This is a genomic window from Streptomyces sp. NPDC043680 (assembly GCF_056436685.1).
Map to the genome: position 1 here is coordinate 142,151 of NZ_JBWKCE010000004.1, position 20,184 is coordinate 162,334.

Annotated in this window: 19 protein-coding genes; 11 read left to right on the plus strand and 8 right to left on the minus strand. The window is 72.2% G+C overall.

Annotated elements, in window-relative coordinates:
* Positions 1–55: 55 nt before the first annotated feature.
* From AC0666_RS10335 to AC0666_RS10345, 3 genes are read left to right on the plus strand one after another with little or no spacing between them, the layout of a single operon-like run.
* Complete coding sequence (locus AC0666_RS10335; protein ID WP_361712436.1) at positions 56–592, plus strand: GNAT family N-acetyltransferase; 537 nt, start codon at positions 56–58, stop codon at positions 590–592.
* A gap of 59 nt (positions 593–651) precedes the next feature.
* Positions 652–1,017, plus strand: coding sequence for a tyrosinase family oxidase copper chaperone (locus AC0666_RS10340; RefSeq protein ID WP_468963587.1), 366 nt, complete (start codon positions 652–654; stop codon positions 1,015–1,017).
* Between the two features lie 24 nt (positions 1,018–1,041).
* Positions 1,042–1,905, plus strand: a complete 864-nt coding sequence (locus AC0666_RS10345) for a tyrosinase family protein (protein ID WP_468963588.1) — start codon at positions 1,042–1,044, stop codon at positions 1,903–1,905.
* A 143-nt stretch (positions 1,906–2,048) separates the two neighbouring features.
* On the opposite strand, the gene AC0666_RS10350 is transcribed toward AC0666_RS10345, so the two are convergent.
* Both AC0666_RS10350 and AC0666_RS10355 read right to left on the minus strand, forming a co-directional pair.
* Positions 2,049–2,333, minus strand: a complete 285-nt coding sequence (locus AC0666_RS10350; RefSeq protein WP_468963589.1) for a chaplin — start codon at positions 2,331–2,333, stop codon at positions 2,049–2,051.
* A gap of 98 nt (positions 2,334–2,431) precedes the next feature.
* A complete protein-coding gene (locus AC0666_RS10355; protein WP_478707423.1) occupies positions 2,432–2,758 on the minus strand; it encodes a hypothetical protein in 327 nt (108 codons plus the stop codon).
* A 154-nt stretch (positions 2,759–2,912) separates the two neighbouring features.
* On the opposite strand from AC0666_RS10355, the gene AC0666_RS10360 reads away from it, so the two are divergent.
* Positions 2,913–4,364 carry a carboxylesterase/lipase family protein gene (locus tag AC0666_RS10360; protein WP_478707424.1) on the plus strand — a complete coding sequence of 484 codons (1,452 nt, stop codon included), beginning with the start codon at positions 2,913–2,915 and terminating at the stop codon, positions 4,362–4,364.
* On the opposite strand, the gene AC0666_RS10365 is transcribed toward AC0666_RS10360, so the two are convergent.
* Positions 4,342–5,580 carry an alpha/beta hydrolase gene (locus tag AC0666_RS10365; protein WP_468579376.1) on the minus strand — a complete coding sequence of 413 codons (1,239 nt, stop codon included), beginning with the start codon at positions 5,578–5,580 and terminating at the stop codon, positions 4,342–4,344. The two genes, AC0666_RS10360 and AC0666_RS10365, sit on opposite strands and share 23 nt — an antisense overlap.
* 264 nt (positions 5,581–5,844) lie before the next feature.
* Between AC0666_RS10365 and AC0666_RS10370 the strand changes: the two genes are divergently transcribed.
* Genes AC0666_RS10370 through AC0666_RS10380 form a run of 3 tightly spaced genes read left to right on the plus strand, consistent with a single transcriptional unit; the run spans position 5,845 to position 9,100 of the window.
* Positions 5,845–6,726: an alkaline phosphatase family protein gene (locus AC0666_RS10370; RefSeq protein ID WP_468579375.1), complete on the plus strand. Its 882-nt coding sequence runs from the start codon at positions 5,845–5,847 to the stop codon at positions 6,724–6,726.
* Positions 6,727–6,728: 2 nt separating this feature from the next.
* Positions 6,729–8,036: an MFS transporter gene (locus AC0666_RS10375; protein ID WP_468963592.1), complete on the plus strand. Its 1,308-nt coding sequence runs from the start codon at positions 6,729–6,731 to the stop codon at positions 8,034–8,036.
* A gap of 35 nt (positions 8,037–8,071) precedes the next feature.
* Positions 8,072–9,100 (plus strand): TolB family protein, encoded by a 1,029-nt coding sequence (locus AC0666_RS10380; RefSeq protein WP_468963593.1) that lies wholly within the window; start codon positions 8,072–8,074, stop codon positions 9,098–9,100.
* 61 nt (positions 9,101–9,161) lie between these two features.
* On the opposite strand, the gene AC0666_RS10385 is transcribed toward AC0666_RS10380, so the two are convergent.
* Positions 9,162–9,848: a GNAT family N-acetyltransferase gene (locus AC0666_RS10385; RefSeq protein ID WP_468579372.1), complete on the minus strand. Its 687-nt coding sequence runs from the start codon at positions 9,846–9,848 to the stop codon at positions 9,162–9,164.
* 572 nt (positions 9,849–10,420) lie between these two features.
* Between AC0666_RS10385 and AC0666_RS10390 the strand changes: the two genes are divergently transcribed.
* A complete protein-coding gene (locus AC0666_RS10390) occupies positions 10,421–11,098 on the plus strand; it encodes a (2Fe-2S)-binding protein (RefSeq protein WP_468963594.1) in 678 nt (225 codons plus the stop codon).
* Between the two features lie 100 nt (positions 11,099–11,198).
* Here AC0666_RS10390 and AC0666_RS10395 read toward each other — a convergent pair whose 3' ends face one another.
* Positions 11,199–12,956 carry a S8 family peptidase gene (locus tag AC0666_RS10395; RefSeq protein ID WP_361712456.1) on the minus strand — a complete coding sequence of 586 codons (1,758 nt, stop codon included), beginning with the start codon at positions 12,954–12,956 and terminating at the stop codon, positions 11,199–11,201.
* 267 nt (positions 12,957–13,223) lie between these two features.
* Positions 13,224–14,582 carry a cation:dicarboxylate symporter family transporter gene (locus AC0666_RS10400; RefSeq protein ID WP_468963595.1) on the minus strand — a complete coding sequence of 453 codons (1,359 nt, stop codon included), beginning with the start codon at positions 14,580–14,582 and terminating at the stop codon, positions 13,224–13,226.
* 105 nt (positions 14,583–14,687) lie between these two features.
* On the opposite strand from AC0666_RS10400, the gene AC0666_RS10405 reads away from it, so the two are divergent.
* Together AC0666_RS10405 and AC0666_RS10410 are read left to right on the plus strand one after the other, a co-directional pair.
* Positions 14,688–16,292 carry a sensor histidine kinase gene (locus AC0666_RS10405; RefSeq protein ID WP_468579369.1) on the plus strand — a complete coding sequence of 535 codons (1,605 nt, stop codon included), beginning with the start codon at positions 14,688–14,690 and terminating at the stop codon, positions 16,290–16,292.
* Positions 16,289–17,029, plus strand: coding sequence for a response regulator (locus AC0666_RS10410; protein WP_468963596.1), 741 nt, complete (start codon positions 16,289–16,291; stop codon positions 17,027–17,029). Before AC0666_RS10405 ends, AC0666_RS10410 begins: the two co-directional genes overlap by 4 nt.
* On the opposite strand, the gene melC2 is transcribed toward AC0666_RS10410, so the two are convergent.
* A complete protein-coding gene (gene melC2, locus AC0666_RS10415) occupies positions 16,981–17,832 on the minus strand; it encodes a tyrosinase MelC2 (protein WP_468963597.1) in 852 nt (283 codons plus the stop codon). The two genes, AC0666_RS10410 and melC2, sit on opposite strands and share 49 nt — an antisense overlap.
* Positions 17,829–18,218, minus strand: a complete 390-nt coding sequence (gene melC1, locus AC0666_RS10420) for an apotyrosinase chaperone MelC1 (RefSeq protein WP_468963598.1) — start codon at positions 18,216–18,218, stop codon at positions 17,829–17,831. The genes melC2 and melC1 overlap by 4 nt, the downstream gene beginning before the upstream one ends.
* A gap of 257 nt (positions 18,219–18,475) precedes the next feature.
* On the opposite strand from melC1, the gene gad reads away from it, so the two are divergent.
* Positions 18,476–19,867, plus strand: coding sequence for a glutamate decarboxylase (gene gad / locus AC0666_RS10425; protein ID WP_468963599.1), 1,392 nt, complete (start codon positions 18,476–18,478; stop codon positions 19,865–19,867).
* Positions 19,868–20,184 lie beyond the last annotated feature (317 nt).

A 20,184-nucleotide genomic window follows, 5' to 3' on the forward strand; every position in this document is an offset into this window, starting at 1 on the left:
CCGGGGCGTCGGCCCCGGCCCCCGGGGGCGCGCGGCCGGTCCTTATCCTCGGGGGATGGCTCCCGTCATCACCCGACTCGACACCGCCGGGCTCACCACGCACCGCGACGAGCTGGCCGACCTCCTGCTCGCGGTGGTACGCGGCGGCTCCTCGCTCGGTTTCCTCGCCGACCTCGACCACCGCCAGGCCGCCTCCTGGTGGGACTCCCTGCGCCCCGCCGTCGAGGACGGCTCGCTCGCCCTCTGGATCTCCCGCCCCGCCGACGGCGCCCCGCTCGACGGCACGGTGAGCTGGTGCCGGGAGTCCAAGCCCAACGGCCGCCACCGCGCCGAGCTGCGCAAGCTCATGGTCCACCCCGGGGCACGCGGCCGGGGCACGGCCCGCGCCCTGCTCGCCGAGGCCGAGGCGGCGGCCGCCCGGGCCGGAGTGCTGCTGCTGTTCCTCGACACCGAGACCGGGAGCGGCGCCGAGCGCGTCTACCGCTCCGCGGGCTGGACCGAAGCCGGCACCATCCCCGACTACGCCGCCGACCCGGCAGGCCGCCTGCACCCCACCACGCTCTTCTACAAGCACCCCGCACGGTCGAGGTGACCTCGCCCGCCGCGCCGCGTTAGACCCCATAGCGCGGACCACCGAGCGAGGGAGACCGCATGTACGCAGCACCCACCGCCGCACCACTCAGCCGGCGCACACTTCTCCGCACCGCCTTCACCGCGGCGGTGTTCGCCGGCGCCGCCGCGGCCCTGGCCCCCGTCCTGCGCGCCCGGCGCCCCCGGCAGACGCTCACCCCCGCACCGCTGACAGAGGAGACGTACCGGGGCCGGCACATCGCCGTCGACGCCGCCGGGGTCCGCATCGACGGCCGCCCCCTGCACGTGATGCGGCGCGCCGACGGCAGCTACCTGAGCGGGATCAACCACTTCCAGTCCTTCGAGACCCCGCTGGAGCTCGCCCGCGCCGCCGTCGACGAACTCGGCACCAACCAGCTGGCGCTCGCGGTCCCGCACCACGGCTGACGGACGGAACGGGAGGAGCCCCGCATGTACATCCGGCAGAACCAGAGGAACCTGACCAGCGCGCAGAAGAAGCGCTTCACGGCGGCCGTGCTGGAGCTCAAGCGCAACGGTGCGTACGACGACCTGGTCCGCACCCACGACAAGTACTTCGTCCCCGACCGGGACCGCAAGCTGCGCGTCGGGCACATGTCGCCGTCGTTCTTCCCCTGGCACCGGCGCTACCTGCTCGAATTCGAGCGGCTGCTCCAAGGCGTCGACCCGGGCGTCTCGGTCCCCTACTGGGACTGGACCACGGACAGCAGTCCCGTCTCCTCCCTGTGGGCCGACGACTTCCTCGGCGGCACCGGCCGCGCCGACGACCGCCAGGTGATGACCGGCCCCTTCGCCTACGAGAAGGGCAACTGGGTGATCACGGTGGGCTTCACGGTGGAGCGCTTCCTCACTCGGAACCTCGGCCGCCCCCAGAACCCCATCAAACTGCCCACCGCGGCCGAACTGCAGTGGGCGCTCGACGATCCGACGTACGACAGCTCGCCGTGGGACTCCACGGCCGGGGCCGGCGGTTTCCGCAACAAGTTGGAGGGCTGGGCCGCCCCCAAGAGCGAACGCTGGCGCAACCACAACAAGGTGCACCAGTGGATCGGCGGCCACATGACGGGCGGTACGGCCCCCAACGACCCGGCGTTCTGGCTGCACCACGCCTTCGTGGACCTCCTCTGGGACCGCTGGCAGCGCCGGCACCCGGACTCCGGCTACTTGCCCGCCGCCCCCCTGCCCCCGGGCGACCTCCAGCGCAGGCGGGTGATCGCCCTCGACGAGCCGATGCCGCCGTGGGACCTCACCCCGCGCGACATGCTCAGCCACGAGGGCGTCTACCGCTACGAGTGACGGCGCGACCGAGTGAGGGCGTGACGGCGCGACCGGGTGACGGCGCGATCCGCGAAGGACCGCGTGACCGGTGGGGCGCACGGGAAGGGCCCCCGCCGTAACCGGCGGGGGCCCTCGGCCTGGTCAGGTCAGGCGGGCTGGAATCAGCCGCCGTAGCCGCCCTTGTCCTCGGTGTGGTGCTTGTCGCCCGACTGGTTGATGCAGGTGTTGCCGAACGCCGGGTTCAGCAGGCCGACGACGTTCACGGAGTTGCCGCAGACGTTGATCGGGATGTGCACCGGAACCTGAACGACGTTGCCCGACAGGACACCGGGGGAGCCGACCGCCGCACCGTGCGCTCCGGCATCGGCGACGGCCAGCCCGGCGCCGGCGGCCAGGGCGCTACCGGCGGCAGCGGTGACGGCGACTGCCTTCGCGATACGCGACATCAAGATCTCCTCGTGAGATGTGGGGCGCCGCAGCAGTAAGTGCGGCATTTGACATGGCATACAACGCAGCGGAGGCCAAGGGGTCACGGGCGCTTCGCCTACCTGGTGACGGAAAACCGCACGGACGCGAAGTAGGGCCGGATCTGGCCCACCCGGCCCGGCTCCAGGACCGCCAGCGGGCGGCCCGAGCAGTCCGGCTCCCGGTAGAACGTCGCCGTCCCGCGGGTGGAGTTCGTGGCCGCCCGGGAGCCGCCGCCCAGGGCGCGGACGCAGCCCTTCGGGGCGGTCAGCCCGTGGACCTGGTCGTCCTGGCCGACGTACTGGAAGTCGGGCCCCGCGGCCTGCGCCGTTCCGGCGGCCACGAGCAGGAGGAAGGGGAGCGAGCAGGCCCGGACGAGGCTCCGGGCGCCGGGGTGGTTGGGCATGGATCGCATGCCCGGCCCAACCCGGCCCGCCCCTGGACGGGTCACGCCTTGTCACCCGTTGGAGGCGTGTGCGACCGTGCGGGGGAGGTGGGACGCACCACGCGGAACATCTGATGCACCTGTTCCACGGAGGCACCTTTCCATGAAGGGCGTGATGAGCGCAGCGGGCAGCAGCGGCCGACCCCGGGTCCGCACCGGGCAGGGCGTGGTCGAGGGACGCACCGGACCGGACGGGGTCGCCGCCTTCCGGGGCATCCCGTACGCTGCGGCACCGGTCGGAGCCCTCCGCTTCGCCGCCCCCGAACCCCCGGCCCCCTGGGACGGCGTACGCGACGCCGGTGCGTTCGGGCCCACCGCACCCAAGGCGGCCTACCCCAAGACCTTCGCCGCGCTGCTGTGTGATCCGGAGATCCCCGGCGACGACTGCCTCAACCTCAACGTGTGGACCCCCGAGCCCACCGCCGGGGCCGGGCTGCCGGTCATGGTGTGGCTCCACGGGGGCGCGCTGACCCGCGGCTCCTCCGCCGTGCCCGTCTACGACGGATCCGCCTTCGCCCGCGACGGCGTCGTGCTCGTCTCCCTCAACTACCGCCTCGGCGTCCTCGGCTACGGACTCTTCCCCGACGCCCCCGCCAACCGCGGCCTGCTCGACCAGATGGCCGCCCTCAGGTGGGTCCGGGAGAACATCACGGCCTTCGGCGGGGACCCCGCCCGGGTCACGGTCTTCGGCGAGTCGGCGGGCGCCATCAGCGTCGGCGCCCTGCTCGCCGCCCCCCGTGCCGCAGGGCTGTTCGCGCAGGCCGTCCTGCAGAGCGGCGCGCCCGAGGTACTGCCGCCCGACCACGTCCGCACCATGGTCCGGCGGATGGCCTCCCTGCTCAAGGTGCCCGCGACCGCGGAGGCCTTCGCCGCCGTCGCCCTGCCCGACCTGATCGCCGCCCAGCGGGTGGTGCTGCGCCGCGCCGGAGCGCTGCTCGGCGGACCCGCCTTCGGCCTGGTCTCCGACCCCGACACGCTTCCCGAGGAGCCGCTCGAAGCAGCCGCGCGGAGCGGTGTACCGCTGTTGGTGGGCTGGACCACCGAGGAGTACCGGCTCTGGCTCGCCCCCACCGGCCTGATGCGGCTGCTGGACCGGCTCGGCCCGCTCGCGGTGGCGCTGGCCCGCATCCACACCGGCAAGGACCGGGCCGCCGTACGGGCGCTGCGCGCCGCCCTGCCCGAGGCGGGGCCGGCCGAACTCGCGGGCCACCTGCTGACCGACCGGCTGCTGCGCGATCCGCTGCGCCGGCTCGCCGGGGCGCGGACGGCCCCGAGCTTCGTCTACGAGTTCGGCTGGCCCTCCGGCGTGCCGGGCCTCGGCGCCTGCCACGCGCTGGAGCTCGGCTTCGTGTTCGACACGCTCCACGTGCCGGAGACGCACTGGCTGGCCGGGCCCGACGCCCCGCAGGAGCTGGCGGACCGGATGCACGAGGCCTGGGTGCGTTTCGCCGTGACCGGGGAGGCCGGGTGGGCGCCCTGGGACGGCTGCGGCCCACCGATGGAGTTCGGCGGGCCGCAGGGCGAGGAGGCGTTCGGGCCGGCGGTTACTCCACCGGTCCTTCCATGACCTTGCTGATGAACTGGATCGGGCCCTCGCCCATGTTCGGCACGTAGGTCTTGGCGTTGTGCTGGCCGCCCGGGATGACCCTCAGGCTGGTGTGGATCGGCCCCTTGCCGTAGGTGGCGACGAACTTCTGCACGTCGGGCAGCGTCTTCTTGTTGCTCTCGTTGTCGCCGACCTGGAAGGCGAGGTAGACGTCCGGGCTGCCCTTCTTGTCGATCAGGGCCTTCGCCAGCAGCTCGGGGTTGTTCTCCGCCTTCTCCTTGTCGTGGCCCTTCCACAGGGAGGAGTCCGGGACGATGTCGGGGCCGGAGCAGATGGCGGCCTTGAACTTGTCCGGGTGCTGGAGGACGGCCTTCAGGCTCGCGAAGCCGCCGGTGGAGGAGCCCATGTAGGCCCAGCCGTCACGGGACTTCACGGTGCGGAAGTTCGCCTTCATCAGGTCCGGGACGTCCTCGGTCAGCCAGGTGCCCATCTTGGGCTGGCCGGGGATGTCGGAGCCGTCCCAGTAGATGCCCTTCTCGTCCCCGGCCGGGTTCAGCACCGGCATGGCGAGGATGAAGGGCTTGCTCTTGCCCTCGGCGTACCACTTGCTGATGCTGGTCTGGAGGCCCAGGTCGGTGCCCATCCAGTAGTTGCTCGGGTAGCCGGCGCCGCCCGGCAGGGCGATCATGACCGGGAAGCCGCTCTTGGCGAACTTCGGGTCGTTGTACTCCTTGGGCGCCCACACCCAGACCTTGCCCTTGAAGCCGGACTTCTTGCCGTCCAGGGTGGTGACGGAGACGTGCGTGCCGTCGCTCAGGGTCATGGAGTTCTTGAACTCGGCCTTCGGGCCGGTCGGCATCAGGGCCTTGGAGTTGGCGGGCGGCTTGGAGGCGCCGCCCGAGCCGTCCGTCTTGCCCCCCGCGGCGGGCTCGCCGTAGGAGACGCTCTTCCCCTTGTCGGTGAAGGGGGGTATCTCGAAGTGGTACATCACGCCGGCGGCTATGCCCGCGAGGGCCAGCACGGTGACACCCGCCAGGAGCCAGCGGCGCCCCCGGCGCCGTCGCGGCGGCTCGGGCTCGGAGTACTGCTCGCCGTACGGCGGCTGTGGCGGGCCGTACGGAGGCTCGTACTGGTCCTGGGGTTCGTACGGCTGTGCGTACGACGTGCCGTAGGGCTGCTGCTGGTACTGCCCTTCCGACCGGTACGGCTGGTGCTGTCCGTCGGGTGCGTACGACATGTGCGGTGGCTCTCCAGCTGGTGCTGCCCGATGGGGGGCGGGGTGGTCGCTATCTGTTCGAAAGATGACCTTACGCGGTCCGGGGTTCCCATTTTTTCCAGCTCTTGGGTTGCTCTGGGGCTGGCCGTTGCCGAACACCTGGACGGTCACCGGAGTTCCCGCTCCGTTCGCCGTCTGTCCCTGGCCCATGCACATGCCCCTGGGTATGGTGCGTCCGCGCCGCCACCAGACCCCCTCTGCCCGGAGGTATCCCCCGTGTTTGGCATGACCTCTTCTTGGTCCCGCCGCAAGACCGCCCTCGCCACCGCTTTCGGCGTCACCGCCGCGGGCACGGCCCTGTGGGCCGGTATCGGCGCCGCCCAGCCGGCGCACGCAGCCGGGCTCCCGGCCCCCGACCACGTCGTCGTCGTGGTCTTCGAGAACCACGCCTACAGCCAGGTCATCGGCAGCTCCAGCGCCCCGTACATCAACTCCCTGAAGACCGGGGGAGCCAACCTCACCCAGTCGTACGGCGTCACGCACCCCAGCCAGCCCAACTACCTCCAGCTGTTCTCGGGCTCCCATCAGGGCGTCACCGACGACAGCTGCTACACGCCGGGCTTCAGCTCCGCGCCCAACCTCGCCTCCGAGCTCATATCCGCGGGCAAGAGCTGGGCCAGTTACAACGAGACCCTGCCCAGCCAGGGCTCCACCACCTGCAGCAGCGGCAAGTACGCCCGCAAGCACAACCCCTGGTTCGCGTTCTCCAACGTGCCGACCAGCACGGCCAAGACCATGGCCCAGTTCCCCACGGACTACACCACCCTCCCCAAGGTGTCCTTCGTCGTCCCGAACCTGTGCAGCGACATGCACGACTGCTCCGTCGGCACCGGCGACACCTGGCTCAAGAACAACATCAAGGCCTACGCGGACTGGGCCAAGACCCACAACAGCCTCCTCGTCGTCACCTTCGACGAGGACAACCGGCTCTCCGGCAACAAGATCCCGACCGTGTTCTACGGCCAGTCCGTCACGCCCGGCAGCTCCTCGGCCACCACGTACAACCACTACGACGTGCTGCGCACCCTGGAGGGCCTGGCCGGCCTGACCACCCATGCCGGGAACGCCGCCACCGCCAAGGACATCACGGGTATCTGGACGTCCTGACCATGTACGTTGCGGACAGTCGCGGTACCCCCGCGCCCGCCGTGACCCCCGAGCAACAGGCCGTCGCCCCGGGCACCAGCCCGGGGCGACGCGCCGCGCTCGCCCCCACGGTGCTCGCTCTCGGCACGGTCAGCCTGATCACCGACGTCTCCTCCGAGATGGTCACGGCCGTGCTCCCGCTCTACCTCGTCGCCGGCCTCGGCCTGACCCCGCTCGGCTTCGGGCTGCTCGACGGGCTCTACAACGGCGTCAGCGCCCTCGTCCGACTCGCCGGAGGCCACCTCGGCGACCGCTTCGGCCGCCACAAGGCCCTCGCCGGCCTCGGCTACGGCCTCTCCGCCCTGTGCAAACCGCTGCTGCTGCTCGTGCACACCCTGCCCGCCATCGGGGCCGTCCTCGCCCTCGACCGCACCGGCAAGGGCCTGCGCACGGCTCCGCGCGACGCGCTGATCTCGCTGGCGGCGGCGCCCGAGGAACGCGGCCGGGCTTTCGGCGTGCACCGGGCCATGGACACTGCGGGCGCCCTCATCGGACCGGTCCTCGCGTTCCTCATCCTGCGCGGCGCCGCCGACGGCTACGACGCCGTCTTCACGGTCAGCGCCTGCGTCGCCGCCCTCGGCGTGCTCGTCCTCGTCCTCTTCGTACCCGGCCGTCGCACCGAGCGCTCCGGCGCAGCCCCGGCCGAACCGGTCTCCCTCAAGGCCTCCCTCGGGCTGCTGGGCCGCCGCGACCTGCGCCGGATCGGCCTGTGCGCGCTGCTGCTGGGCCTGTGCACCGTCAGCGACGGCTTCGTCTTCCTGCTGCTGCAACAGGCCACCGGGCTCGCCGACCGCTGGTTCGCCCTGCTGCCGCTGGGCACCGCGGGCGCGTTCTTCCTGCTCGCGCTGCCGCTGGGCCGGTTCGCCGACCGGATCGGCCGCTGGCGCGTCTTCCTTGGCGGCCACCTCGCCCTGCTCCTCGCGTACGGCGTCCTGCTCACCGACGTACGGCACCCGGTGCTGCCGTACGCCGTACTCCTGCTGCACGGCGGTTTCTATGCCGCCACCGACGGCGTCCTGATGGCCGCGGCCGCCGCAGCCGTGCCCGAGGAGCACCGCGGCGGCGGCCTCGCCCTCGTCCAGACGGGCCAGGCCCTGGCCCGGTTCGCCGCCTCGCTGGGCTTCGGCGCCGCCTGGACCGTGTGGGGCGCCCGGCCCGCCCTGGCCGTCGCCGCCGTGCTCCTCGCCGGGGCCGCCGCGGTGTGCGCCCGGCTGCGTCCCGCGGAAGCCGAGGCGGAACGCGCCGCCGCCGGCCCGGCCCCCGGCGCCTGACCGCCTCCCCCCACCCGCCGCCCCGAAAGGCCCCCATGACCGTCCAACGCCGGATCCTGATCCTCGTCTGCGCCGTCGTCCTGCTCGCCGCCGTGGGGGTGCTCGCCGTCGTACGTGCCTCCTCCCGGGCCGGCCAGAAGGACCAGCCCCAGGCCGGCGGCCCGCAGATCACCCGGGGCGAGGTGTCCCTGGCCCCGGGGGACGGCGGGCGGCGCATCGTGTTCCGGAACATGGCGTGGGGCCCGCACCGCGACGAGCTCGCCACCGTCCCCGCCGACGCACCCGCGGGCCCCCGTACCGCCTCCGGGCTGAGCTGCCTGCGCTTCCACTCGGCGGGCGGCACCGGGATCTGCCTCCAGGCCGACAAGGGCGGAGTGCAGGAGAGCTACCGGGCCGTGGTCCTCGACTCCGGGCTGCGGCAGGTCTCCGCGCATCCGCTGGCCGGCATCCCCACCCGGGCCCGGGTCTCGCCCGGCGGGCACCTGGTCGCCTGGACGGTCTTCGTCGGCGGGGACTCCTACGCGGGGACCGGCTTCTCCACCCGGACATCACTGCTCGACCTGCGCACCGGCAAGCTCGACGCCTCGCTGGAGGACTTCGCCATCCGCAAGGACGGCAAGGCGTACCGCAATGCCGACGTGAACTTCTGGGGCGTGACCTTCGCCGCCGACGAGCGGACCTTCTACGCGACGCTCGCCACCGGCGGCCAGACCCACCTGGTCCGCGGCGACCTCGCCGAACGCACCGTGACCACGCTCCGCGAGAACCTGGAATGCCCGTCCCTGTCCCCCGACGGGACCCGGCTCGTCTTCAAGAAGCGGGTTCCCGGCCTGCCGGCCGAAGCCCCGTGGCGGCTCTACGCCCTCGACCTCGCCTCCCTGCGGGAGACCCCGCTCGCGGAGGCGCGCAGCGTGGACGACCAGGTGGTGTGGACCGACGACAGGACCGTCGTCTACTCCCTGCCCGGCGATTTCGGCGCCGACCTGTACCGGGTGCCGGCCGACGGCAGCGGCGAGCCCGTCAAGCTCATGGCCTCGGCCCTCGCCCCGGCCTTCCTCGGCTGACGCCGGGGGAAGGGCCGGGGCGAGCACCGCCGACAGGGCCGTTACGCCGTTTGCAGGACCGTTACGCCGGGATCAGCGTCTTGCGCCGGCGCTTGCGCGGCGCCCCCGCCGACAGCCTCAGCTCGATGATCGACCGCACGGCCGGCCACTCCTCGTCGAGGATCGAGTAGAAGGCAGTGCTGCGCACGGCGCCGTCGAGCCCCCGCGAATGGGCCCGGCGGACCCCCTCGCAGGTGAACCCGAGCTTCTCCATCGCCGCGCGCGAGCGCACGTTGCGGGCATCGGCCCGCAGCGAGATGCGGCGCACGCCCCAGGTCTCGAAGGCGTGGCGGAGCATGAGCAGCTTCGCCTCGGTGTTGATGCCGGTTCCCTGGGCGCCCGGGGACAGCCAGGTATTGCCGATCTCGGCGGCATCGGGGATCGCCGTCGCCGGATCGCCGAAGGGGACACCCGTCACGGCGGGCCATACCAGAGGGCCCTGCCAGTAATCGAGTTCGAGGAAGCGGGTCGAACCGACGACCCGGCCGTCGGTGGCTCTGACCACCGCGAAGGAGAGCGATCGACCCGCCGCCTGGTCGGCGAGGGCGCGGTCGATGTACTCGTGGGACGCCTGCACCCCATGGGGTACGGGGGTGAAGGCGTAAGTCGTACGATCCTCGGCCCCGGCCACGGCCAAGGCCTCGGTGTGGTGGGGGGCGAGGGGCTCCAGCCGCACGGTGCGGCCGGCGAGGAGTACGGGTACGGGCACGGAGCCTTCGGTCCTTCTGGGCGGTGGGGTGGTTGCACAGTGTGCGCTCCTGACGTCACCCCCCGCGCAAAACGCGGGTGAAAGGCAACGGGCTGTCAGGTGAACGCGAGTGGCTCAATGTAGCCCCTAAATGTGCTCTCATGAACCCCCAAAATGGCAACGCCGCGGCCATGTTTTCCGAGGACGTGGATCCCCGGATCCCAGGGTCCGCAATCCTGAACCACGGACATCCGTTCCCGTGCCTTGAAAATGGCTCTGACCTGCGAAGATGTAGGGTCGGTCCGGCCCGGCCGGAGGGTGCTCGGCCCGGCCGCCGCGAGGGTCGCGCCGAGGGCCTCGGGGCCGTCCGCGCGCCGCGCCCCCGCCCTCCCCGGCGGCCCGGCCGCGCAGCCGCCCGCAGGGCCCGGTCCGGAGGCGGAAGTGGCCCGCCGGACCGGTTCCCCGAATGGACCACGGCACTGGGCCATCCGACGGGTCGAATCGAGGGGCGGTGACACGGATCCTGCCCCCGCCCCGGCGCCCGGGTGCTCCGCCGGCGGGGGACCCGGGCGCCTCCTGAGATCATCGTCCCCATGGACATGGACGACGTACTGCGGCGGCTGGCGGCCGTGGGGCCGTTCTTCAGCGTGCCGTACGGGACGCAGCCGCCCGGTGAGGGGTACCGGCCGCTGGCCGAGCTCTACGGAGAGCAGCTCGGGACGTACGTCGACGAGGTGGGGCGGCGGATCGGCAGCGGGACCGGGCGGGTGGCGGCGTCGACCGCGCAGTTCGGGATCGCCTCGCGGCTGTGGTCGCTCGGGCTGGGGTGCGCCGCCCTGGCCGGGCGGGTGCCGGACCTGTCGGCGGACCGGGTGTGGTGGCGGATGCCGGCGGCGGGCTCGCTCCAGCTGTGGCTGCCCGCGCCCGGACAGGGGGTGCTGCCCGCCGAGGTGCTCGGCGCGCGCGTGCTCGGCCACCTCGGACTCCTCGACGCGGCCCTGCGGGAGCGGTTCGGGGTGTCGCCCAAGGTTTTGCGCGGGAACACCGCGTCGGCGCTGGTGGGCGCCCTGAGGGTGCTGATCGACCGGGTGCCCGGCGGGGCGGCCGTGGAACGCGTGGCCGACCTGCTGGCCGACGGCGGGGCGCTCGGCGGAACCGGCACCTTCCTCCACGAGGAGGGCCTGGGGGTGGCTTTCGTACGGCGCAGCTGCTGCCTCTACTACAAGGTGCCGGGCGGCGGCTTCTGCGGGGACTGCGTGCTGCGCCGGTGAAACCCGCGCCCGGGTGCATCCGGCGGGGGCGGGGGGTCCGAAGGACGCACACGAGCCCCCGCTCCGTCGGCGGAGCGGGGGCTCGTGGGCTTCAGCGCGACTAGAAGGTGAGGTTCCAGGCGTCGATCTTGCCGGTGTCGGCGTTCGCGTTGTCGTTCACGCGGAGCTTCCACAGGCCGTTGGCCACCTCGGAGGAGGCGTTGACGGTGAAGGTCTGGATGATGTTGTCGGTGCCGCCGCCCGCCCGGTTGCTCAGGGTGTAGACGGAACCGTCCGGGGCGACCAGGTCGACCTTCAGGTCACCGATGTAGGTGTGCTTGATGTCCACGCCCACCTTGAGGGTCGCGGGCGCGTTGCCGCTCACCCCGCTGACGGTGATGGGGCTTTCCACGGTGGCGTTGTCGTTGATGGCGAAGTCACCGAGGTTCTCGAAGTACTTGCCGGGCGGCGGGGTGGAGCCGACCGCCTTCAGCGCGTCGACCTGGCCCTCGCCGAAGAAGGCGTTGTTCGCCGTGGTGCCGGTGCAGCGGCTGTCCGAGGGGCAGGCGATGTCGTTGGCCTGGGTGGCCAGCTTGTCGCGGATCTGCGCCGGGGTGATGCCGGGGTTGGTGCTGGCGATCAGCGCGGCGACGCCCACGACGTGCGGGGTGGCCATCGAGGTGCCGCTCTTGGAGCCGTACGTGCCGCCCGGCAGCGTGGAGTACACGTTGCTGCCCGGCGCCGCGACGTCGATGACGCCCTGGCCGTAGTTGGAGAAGGAGGCCTTGGTGACGCCGGTGCCGTTCGCCGCGACCGTGACCACGCCCGGCAGCTCGGTCGGGATGTCCAGGCAGGCGTTGGTGATGGTGCGGGTGACCGGCGTCGAGTCGTTCGGGCTCGCGGAGTCGGTCGTCTTGTGGGCGAGGTCGTAGTCCTCGTTGCCCGCGGCGGCGATCTGGAGCGAGCCCTTGCCCTCGGCGTACTGCTGGGCGCGCTTGACGCCCTCGATGATGGCGGCCTGGTCGATGTTGTCCGGGCAGTTGAACTGCCACGGGTCCGTGTAGTAGCTGTTGTTGGTGACCTTGAAGCCGTGGTCACCGGCCCACACGAAACCGCAGATGGTGTTCTCGGCGAAGAAGAAGGAGTTGCCCGGCTCGGCGACGCGAACCGCGGAGATCTTCACTCCCGGGGCCACGCCGATGACGCCCTTGCCGTTCTTGGCCGCCGCGATGGTGCCCGCGACGTGCGTGCCGTGGGTGTCCACGTCCCGCCAGGCACCGGCACGGGTGTCGGGCTTGCCGTAGGCGCAGGAGACGGAGTCGGCCGCGTTGAAGTTCGGCGCCAGGTCCTGGTGCTGGTCGTCCACACCGGTGTCGAGGATGCCGACCTTGACGGAGGAGGAGCCGGTGGTGACGGCCCACGCCTGGTCCGCCTTGATCTGGCTCATGTCGGCGCGGACGGGCTCGCCGGCGGGCGTGCTGGCCTGGCTCGGGTTGGCGGGGAGCGCCGGGTTGTAGGCGTCGGCCGGCACGTCCGAGGTACGGGTCGCGCCGACCTGCTGGACGCCGCTGACCCCGCGCATGGTGGCGGCGAAGCCGGCCGAGGCGGAGTGGGCGACGATCACGCCGATGGAGTCGAAGTTCGAGAAGACCGTGCCGCCGTTGGCGGCGATGGCCGAGCGCACCGCGGAGCTGTCACCGGGAGCGGTGATCACCAGGTAGGCACGGGTGCCGGCAACCCAGGTCGCACTCTGGGAAGTCGGCGCCGCGGCCGGGGCCATGGCACGGGCGGACGGGGCGGAGGGGCCGACCGGAGCCGTGCCGGCGAGAGCGGCAGGGGTCCCGAGGGCCAGTGCGGCGCCGAGGGTGGCGGCCAGCACGAGCGTGCGTCGAGGTCGGCTGGATATGTGGGGTATCAATGCGTCCTCCGAAGACGGCCCGACGGTGCGGGTGGCACCGGTCGGGCCGTACGAAACGAGTGGTGGACGCAAGATGTCAGACGTGTGCCCGGGTACGGAAGTACCTTTTACAGCAGGACACTTTGCAGGCCGGTGGCTGAAAAACGCCTATGGGGCGGGTGTGCGGGCCGACCGGGCTGGGCACCGTGGGGGCGAGCCCTGCCCGGTCGGCCCGTCAGGGCGTCCCGGTCAGGCCGGTACGCCGTCCTTGGCGCCGGCCGGCTGGCCGGGTACGGGGGCCGCGGGCTCGGCGGCGTGGACGTCGTCGATCAGCGTGGCCTCGTCGAACGCCAGCCGCCCGGCCAGGACTTCGGTGGCGCGCTCGCGGTCGAACTCCTTCGTCCAGGTGCCGATGAGGACCGTCGCCACCGCATTGCCCGCGAAGTTCGTCAGGGCCCGGGCCTCGCTCATGAAGCGGTCGATGCCCACGATCAGCCCGACGCCGTCGACGAGTTCCGGCCGGTGCGTCTGCAGACCGCCCGCGAGGGTCGCCAGCCCCGCTCCGGTGACCCCGGCCGCGCCCTTCGAGGCAATGATCATGAACAGCAGCAGCGAGATCTGCTCGCCCAGGGCGAGCGGCTTGCCCATCGCCTCCGCGATGAACAGCGAGGACATCGTCAGGTAGATCGCGGTCCCGTCCAGGTTGAACGAGTAGCCCGTGGGCACCGTGATCCCGACGACCGGCTTGGCCACGCCCAGGTGTTCCATCTTCGCGATCAGCCGAGGCAGCGCCGACTCCGACGAAGAGGTCGACAGGATCAGCAGGAACTCCCGGCCCAGATAGCGCAGCAGCGAGAACACGTTGATCCCCGTGCACACCCGCAGCAGGGTCCCCAGGACGACGAACACGAAGAGCAGGCAGGTCGTGTAGAAGCCGATCATGATGACGGCCAGGGACTTCAGGGCGTCGATGCCGGTCGCACCGACCACCGCCGCGATGGCCCCGAACGCTCCCACCGGCGCCGCCCACATGATCATCGCCAGCACCCGGAACACCAGCTTCTGCACCTGCCCGATCCCGCGCAGCAGCGGCTCGCCCGCCGGTCCCATCGCCTGCAGCGCGAAGCCGCAGAGCAGTGCCACCAGCAGTGTCTGGAGCACCTGTCCGCCGGTGAGGGCCGACACCAGCGTGGTCGGGATGATCCCCAGCAGGAAGTCGGGCGTGCTCTGCGCGGCGCCCGCCTTGGCCTGGGCCTCACCCGCGTGGCGCACCGCTTCCGTCAGGTGCAGTCCGCTGCCCGGCTCCAGCAGGTTCCCCACGAGCAGGCCGATCGCCAGCGCCACCGTGGACATGATCATGAAGTAGCCGAGGGCGAGACCGCCCACCGCACCCACCTTGGCGGCCTTGCGCACCGACCCGATGCCCAGCACGATCGTGCAGAAGATCACGGGCGAGATCATCATCTTGATGAGGTTCACGAAGCCGGTGCCCAGCGGCTTGAGCTCCACGGCGGTGCCGGGCGCGGCGAAGCCGACGGCGATGCCGAGCAGCACCGCGGCGATCACCGCGATGTAGAGATAGTGGGTCTTGTCTGGTCTGGCGGCCACGTCGCCTCCTGGTGGTGATTGCGTTCCGGGAGACCATCGCCCACCGCTGTGACCCCGGTCACCCTTGCGTTCATTGAGTTCACGGCGGAGGGCAGACTGAGCGCCATGTTCCGCTTCCTCCGACCGCCGCGCAGTCTCGCCGGCCAGCTGTTCGCCATGCAGGTGCTGCTGGTCGCCGTGGTCGTCGCCGGCTGCGCGGTCTTCGCCTACGCCTCCGCCCGCGGCCAGGCCGAGGAAGCGGCCCGGCGCCAGGCCGGGTCCGTGGCCCGCGCGGTCGCCGACTCCCCGTCCGTCGTCGAGGCCGTACGCGGCGCCGGGCGGGGCGGCGACCCCTCGTCCGCCCTCCAGCCCTACGCGGAGCGGGTCCGGGTCGACTCCGGGGTGGACTTCGTGACGATCATGGCCCCGGACGGGCGGCGCTGGACCCACCCCGACCCGCGGCGCATCGGCGCGCCCTTCATGGGCAACACCGCCCGCGCCCTGCGCGGCGAGACCTTCAGCGAGACCTACACCGGCACCCTCGGACCCTCGATCCGGGTGGTCACCCCGCTGCTGGACCAGGGCCGGATCGTCGGCATGGTCAGCGCCGGCATCACCGTCCGCGCGATCAGCGCCCGGCTCGCCGAGCAGCTCACCGCCCTCGCCTGGGTCGCGGCCGGGGCCCTGGCCCTCGGCGGCGCGGGTACGTACGTCGTCAACGCGCGCCTGCGGCGGCACACCCACGGCATGAACGCGGCCGAGCTCAGCAGGATGTACGACTACCACCAGGCGGCCCTGCACGGGGTCCGCGAGGGGCTGCTCCTGCTCGACGGCCAGCGCAGGATCACCCTGGTCAACGACGCGGGGCGGGAGCTGCTCGGTGTCCACGGGGAGATCCGGGGCACCGGCGTCGCCGACCTCGGGCTGCCCGCGCCGCTCACCGGCGCCCTGCTGGCCGACCGGCCCCGGGTCGACGAGGTCCACCTGACCGCCGACCGGGTCCTCGTGGTCAACAGCTCACCGGTCGCGGGCGGCGGCCGCCGCGGCACCGTCGTGACCCTGCGCGATCACACCGAACTCCAGTCCCTGACGGGTGAGTTGGACCAGGAGCGCGGGTTCACCCAGGCGCTGCGCTCCCAGGCCCACGAGGCCGCCAACCGGCTGCACACGGTGGTCTCCCTCATCGAGCTCGGCCGGGCGGACGAGGCCGTGGAGTTCGCCACCGCCGAACTGGAGCTGGCCCAGGCGCTCACCGACGAGGTGGTCACCGCCGTCGGGGAGCCGGTCCTGGTGGCCCTGCTGCTCGGAAAGGCCGCCCAGGCCCACGAGCGGGGCGTCCAGCTGGTGGTCACCCCCGACAGCCGGGCCGCCGTCGGGCGGACCGCCGCGCTCCCGGCCAGGGACCTCGTCACCGTCCTCGGCAACCTCCTGGACAACGCGGTCGACGCGGTGACCGGGGTGCCGGGGGCCAGGGTCGCCGTCACGGTCCGGCCCGACGAGGACGGGCTGCTGCTCCGCGTCACCGACAACGGCCCCGGTCTGCCCGAGGGCGCCGCGGCCGAGGTGTTCCGCCGCGGCTGGTCGGGCAAGGGTGAAGGGCGCGGCCTCGGTCTCGCCCTGGTGCGGCAGGTGGCCCACCGGCACGGAGGCAGCGCGGAGGCGGCCGAAGCCCCGGGCGGCGGCGCGCAGTTCACCGTACGACTGCCCATGGGAAGGGAGCCGCAGGCGTGAGCGGGCCGCGCGGGCGCGAAGCGGGCGGCGCGGAGGCCGCCGAGGTGCGGGTACTGGTGGTCGAGGACGATCCGGTCGCCGCCGACGCGCACGCCCTGTACGTGGGACGGGTGCCCGGTTTCACGGCGGTGGGCGCCGTCCACTCCCTCGCGGAGGCCACCCGGGTCCTGGAGCGGACCCGGGTCGACCTGCTGCTGCTCGACCTCGGCCTGCCCGACGGCCACGGATTGCGCTTCGCGCGCCGGCTCAGGGCCTCGGGGCATCCCGTCGACGTGATCGTCGTGACCTCGGCGCGGGACCTGGCCGTGGTCCGCGAGAGCGTCTCGCTCGGCGTCGTCCAGTACGTACTGAAACCCTTCGCCTTCCCCACGCTGCGCGAACGGCTGCTGCGCTACGCCGAGTTCCGCGCGACGGCTGGGGAAGCGGCCGGTCAGGACGACGTGGACCGGGCGCTCGCCGCCCTGCGCGCCCCGAGCCCCGCCGAGCTGCCCAAAGGCCTCAGCGCGTCGACCCTGGACCGGGTCGCCGCGCTGCTGCGGGCGGCGCCCGAAGGGCTGACCGCCGCCGGGGCTGCCGAAGCGGCCGGGACCTCGCGGATCACCGCCCGCCGCTATCTGGAGTACCTGGTGGACACCGGACGCGCGGACCGCACCCCCCGGTACGGCCAGGTCGGCCGCCCCGAACTGCACTACCGCTGGCTGGCGGCGGCCGCTGCCGGCTCGGTGTCGAAGGTGTAGAACTTCCGGTGGTCGAGCAGGTCGGCCGGGGTCACGTCGTTCCACGGCCGCATGGTGTCGTGCAGGTCCACGACGTTCGCGGTGCCGACGGCGGGCAGGTAGGGCGACTGCGGGTGCCGGGCCTGCCACTCGGCCCACAGCTTGTCGACGTACGCGTGGTGCATCCAGAACACCGGGTCGTTGGGGGACACCCCCGTGGCCATCTGGCCGCCGACCCAGACGTGCACCCGGTTGTGCAGATTGGCGCCGCGCCAGCCCTCCAGATGGTTGCGGAAGCCGTTCGAGGAGCTGTTCCAGGGTGCCGCGTCGTAGACCGGCATGTTCAGCACGGCGTCCACCTCGGCCTTGGTCGGCAGCTCGGCCACGCCCGTGCCGAGGGCGCGCCGCAGGTAGGCGCGTCCGTCCACGCGTACGGCTATGTTCCACTTGCCGGCGGCGTACGCGAACGGCCCGTCGAGTACCTGTCCGTCGCGGGCGCGTCCGGTGCCGCCGAGGAAGTCCGCGGCCCAGAGGGAGGAGCGGGTGGTGCGGTCGGCCGTCCAGTCCCAGTAGGGAAGCGAAACCTTCGGATCCACTTTCTGCAGCTCAGCCTCGAATTCCAGCAGAAACCGGCGGTGCCAGGGCAGGAAGGAGGGGGAGCGGTGGCCGACCCGGTCGCCGGAGTCGGTGTCCGCCATGATGAAGCCGTTGTGGGTGGTGACGAACCGGTCGTAGACGCCCGTGCGCTTGAGTTCGAGCAGCGCGTTGGTGAAGGCGCGCTTCTCCTGGGGGGTGAGCGCGGCCTGGTTCTTGCGGACGGTCATGCCGTGCCTCCCGTGGGAGAGAGCGGGAGGAGCGGGGCGCCCTGGAGCTCGCGCACGGCGGCGCGGGCCAGGGAGGCGGGGTCGGAGAAGGTCTCGTAGTGGTTGACCACGCTGATCCAGGTGCCGTCGGCGTTGCGCATCACGTGCAGTTCGCGGCCGTCTATCCGAACGGTGGGCAGGCCGGGGGAGTGGTGGCCGCCGTGGTGGCCGCCCCCGCCAGGCGTGATCTGGATGCGCCGGCCCTGGTACACCTCGTCGACCGTGCCGGCGGGTAAGGGGGCGCGGGAGTCGGCGGCGGCCGCGTGCGCGGTGACGCCGGCGAGGCCGAGGGCGGTGAGTGCGCCGGCGGTGGTGCCCATGGCCTGCCGGCGAGTGATCTTGTTCATGGCCCGAAGAGGTATCAGCAGGCTCTGAACCCAGCGGTGTTATCCGGACATCTGCGGATATGTTGCCCATAGAACCAGTTGGTCGAATCTTCCCGTCCGAGCCGATTTCCACGGCTCGAACGGGAAGATCTATGGAGATCATCTTACTGGACAGTAATTTTTTTTGCCGGGCCAGTGCTCTATGGAGGGGGTCACATCGCAGAGTCGGCCGGAACCTGAAGCCGGATTTACTGCTATCTGTCACCTATAGTCCGGATATGCCTCTCCATGAGACGAAGCACGCACGCATCCCCGACGCCGACACGGACGTGTTCACGTCCGCCCTGAGCGGCCAGGTCCTCCCCAAGTGCCGGATGCCCGAGGACCATTCGCCCTCGCAGGTGGTCTACGAGCTGCTCCACAACGAGCTCCTCCTCGACGGCAACGCGGCCCAGAACCTGGCCACCTTCTGCACCACCTGGTCCGACGACGGTGTCCGCCGCCTCATGGCCGAATGCCTCGACAAGAACATGATCGACAAGGACGAGTACCCGCAGACCGCCGAGATCGAGGCCCGCTGCGTCAACATCCTGGCCGACCTGTGGCACGCGCCGGCGGGCCATTCGGCCACCGGCTGCTCCACCACCGGCTCCAGCGAGGCCGCCATGCTCGGCGGCCTCGCCCTCAAGTGGCGCTGGCGCGCCCGCCGCCACGCCCAGGGCCTGCCCGCGGACCGGCCGAACCTGGTGTGCGGACCGGTGCAGGTCTGCTGGGAGAAGTTCGCCCGGTACTTCGACGTCGAACTGCGCCAGGTGCCCCTGGAAGAGGGCGCCACCGGCCTGCGCCCCCACCAACTCGGCACGTACGTCGACGAGAACACCATCGGTGTCGTCGCCATCCTCGGCGTCACCTACACCTGCGACTACGAACCCGTCGCCGACCTCGCCGCCGAACTCGACCTGATCCAGGCCGCGCACGGCTGGGACATCCCGATCCACGTCGACGCGGCCAGCGGCGGCTTCGTCGCCCCCTTCCTCCACCCCGACGTGCCGTGGGACTTCCGGCTGCCGCGGGTCGCCTCCATCAACACCTCCGGCCACAAGTACGGGCTCGCCCCGCTCGGCGTCGGCTGGATCGTCTGGCGCACCGCCGACCTGCTGCCCGCCGAGCTCGTCTTCCACGTGGACTACCTCGGCGGCGACATGCCGACCTTCGCCCTCAACTTCTCGCGCCCCGGCGGCGAGGTCATCGCCCAGTACTACCTGTTCCTGCGCCTCGGCCGCGGCGGCTACCGGCGCGTCCAGCAGTCCTGCGCCGACACCGCCCGCCACTTCGCCGGTGAGATCGCCGCCATGGGCCCCTTCACCCTCCTGTATGACGGCCAAGGCGCCCTCCCCGCCGTCTGCTATCGGCTCACCGACCCGGCCGCGGCCGGCTTCAGCCTGTACGACCTCTCCGACCGGCTGCGGATGCGCGGCTGGCAGGTGCCCTCCTACCCGCTGCCCCCCGCCCGCGGGAACACGGTCGTCCAGCGCGTCCTGGTCCGGCACGGGGTGACCCGCGACCAGATCACCCTGCTCGCCGCAGACCTGCGGCGGGCCGTGGACCACCTGACGGCGACCCCCCAGCCCGTCCCGGCGACCGCACCCCGCCCGGGCTTCCACCACTAGGTCCTGTCCGAGGGGTCAACCGCTTCGGCACAGCTGTTGACCCGGGACGCGGTGAGGCGTCATCGGCATGACCTGCCAGGCGGATGAGGAGGAGACCGGCTCCCCCGCTCGGGGGAGCGACCCGGTGGCTCGGCCGTCCCGGAGGCCGAGTGGTCTTCAACCCCGGGCTCGAGCCATGGGGAACCGGCCCGTGGAACCGTGGCTCCTGCTCCCCCGGCCAGGGGCTACCGCTGCCGACGTTGCGCCCCCGCCCCGATGGGCCGTCCGAGCCGCTCGTGCCTCGGCACTCTCGGCCACCCTCGGCTTCATCCCGCTCC

Excerpts from the sequence above, each read along its gene's own strand:
- AC0666_RS10345 (WP_468963588.1), top strand. The coding sequence starts at position 1,042 with ATGTACATCCGGCAGAACCAGAGGAACCTGACCAGCGCGCAGAAGAAG.
- AC0666_RS10405 (WP_468579369.1), top strand. The coding sequence starts at position 14,688 with ATGTTCCGCTTCCTCCGACCGCCGCGCAGTCTCGCCGGCCAGCTGTTC.
- AC0666_RS10355 (WP_478707423.1), bottom strand. The coding sequence starts at position 2,758 with ATGCCCAACCACCCCGGCGCCCGGAGCCTCGTCCGGGCCTGCTCGCTC.
- gad (WP_468963599.1), top strand. The coding sequence starts at position 18,476 with ATGCCTCTCCATGAGACGAAGCACGCACGCATCCCCGACGCCGACACG.
- AC0666_RS10390 (WP_468963594.1), top strand. The coding sequence starts at position 10,421 with ATGGACATGGACGACGTACTGCGGCGGCTGGCGGCCGTGGGGCCGTTC.
- AC0666_RS10370 (WP_468579375.1), top strand. The coding sequence starts at position 5,845 with ATGACCTCTTCTTGGTCCCGCCGCAAGACCGCCCTCGCCACCGCTTTC.
- AC0666_RS10350 (WP_468963589.1), bottom strand. The coding sequence starts at position 2,333 with ATGTCGCGTATCGCGAAGGCAGTCGCCGTCACCGCTGCCGCCGGTAGC.
- melC1 (WP_468963598.1), bottom strand. The coding sequence starts at position 18,218 with ATGAACAAGATCACTCGCCGGCAGGCCATGGGCACCACCGCCGGCGCA.
- AC0666_RS10365 (WP_468579376.1), bottom strand. The coding sequence starts at position 5,580 with ATGTCGTACGCACCCGACGGACAGCACCAGCCGTACCGGTCGGAAGGG.
- AC0666_RS10335 (WP_361712436.1), top strand. The coding sequence starts at position 56 with ATGGCTCCCGTCATCACCCGACTCGACACCGCCGGGCTCACCACGCAC.
- AC0666_RS10380 (WP_468963593.1), top strand. The coding sequence starts at position 8,072 with ATGACCGTCCAACGCCGGATCCTGATCCTCGTCTGCGCCGTCGTCCTG.
- AC0666_RS10340 (WP_468963587.1), top strand. The coding sequence starts at position 652 with ATGTACGCAGCACCCACCGCCGCACCACTCAGCCGGCGCACACTTCTC.
- AC0666_RS10360 (WP_478707424.1), top strand. The coding sequence starts at position 2,913 with ATGAGCGCAGCGGGCAGCAGCGGCCGACCCCGGGTCCGCACCGGGCAG.
- AC0666_RS10375 (WP_468963592.1), top strand. The coding sequence starts at position 6,729 with ATGTACGTTGCGGACAGTCGCGGTACCCCCGCGCCCGCCGTGACCCCC.
- melC2 (WP_468963597.1), bottom strand. The coding sequence starts at position 17,832 with ATGACCGTCCGCAAGAACCAGGCCGCGCTCACCCCCCAGGAGAAGCGC.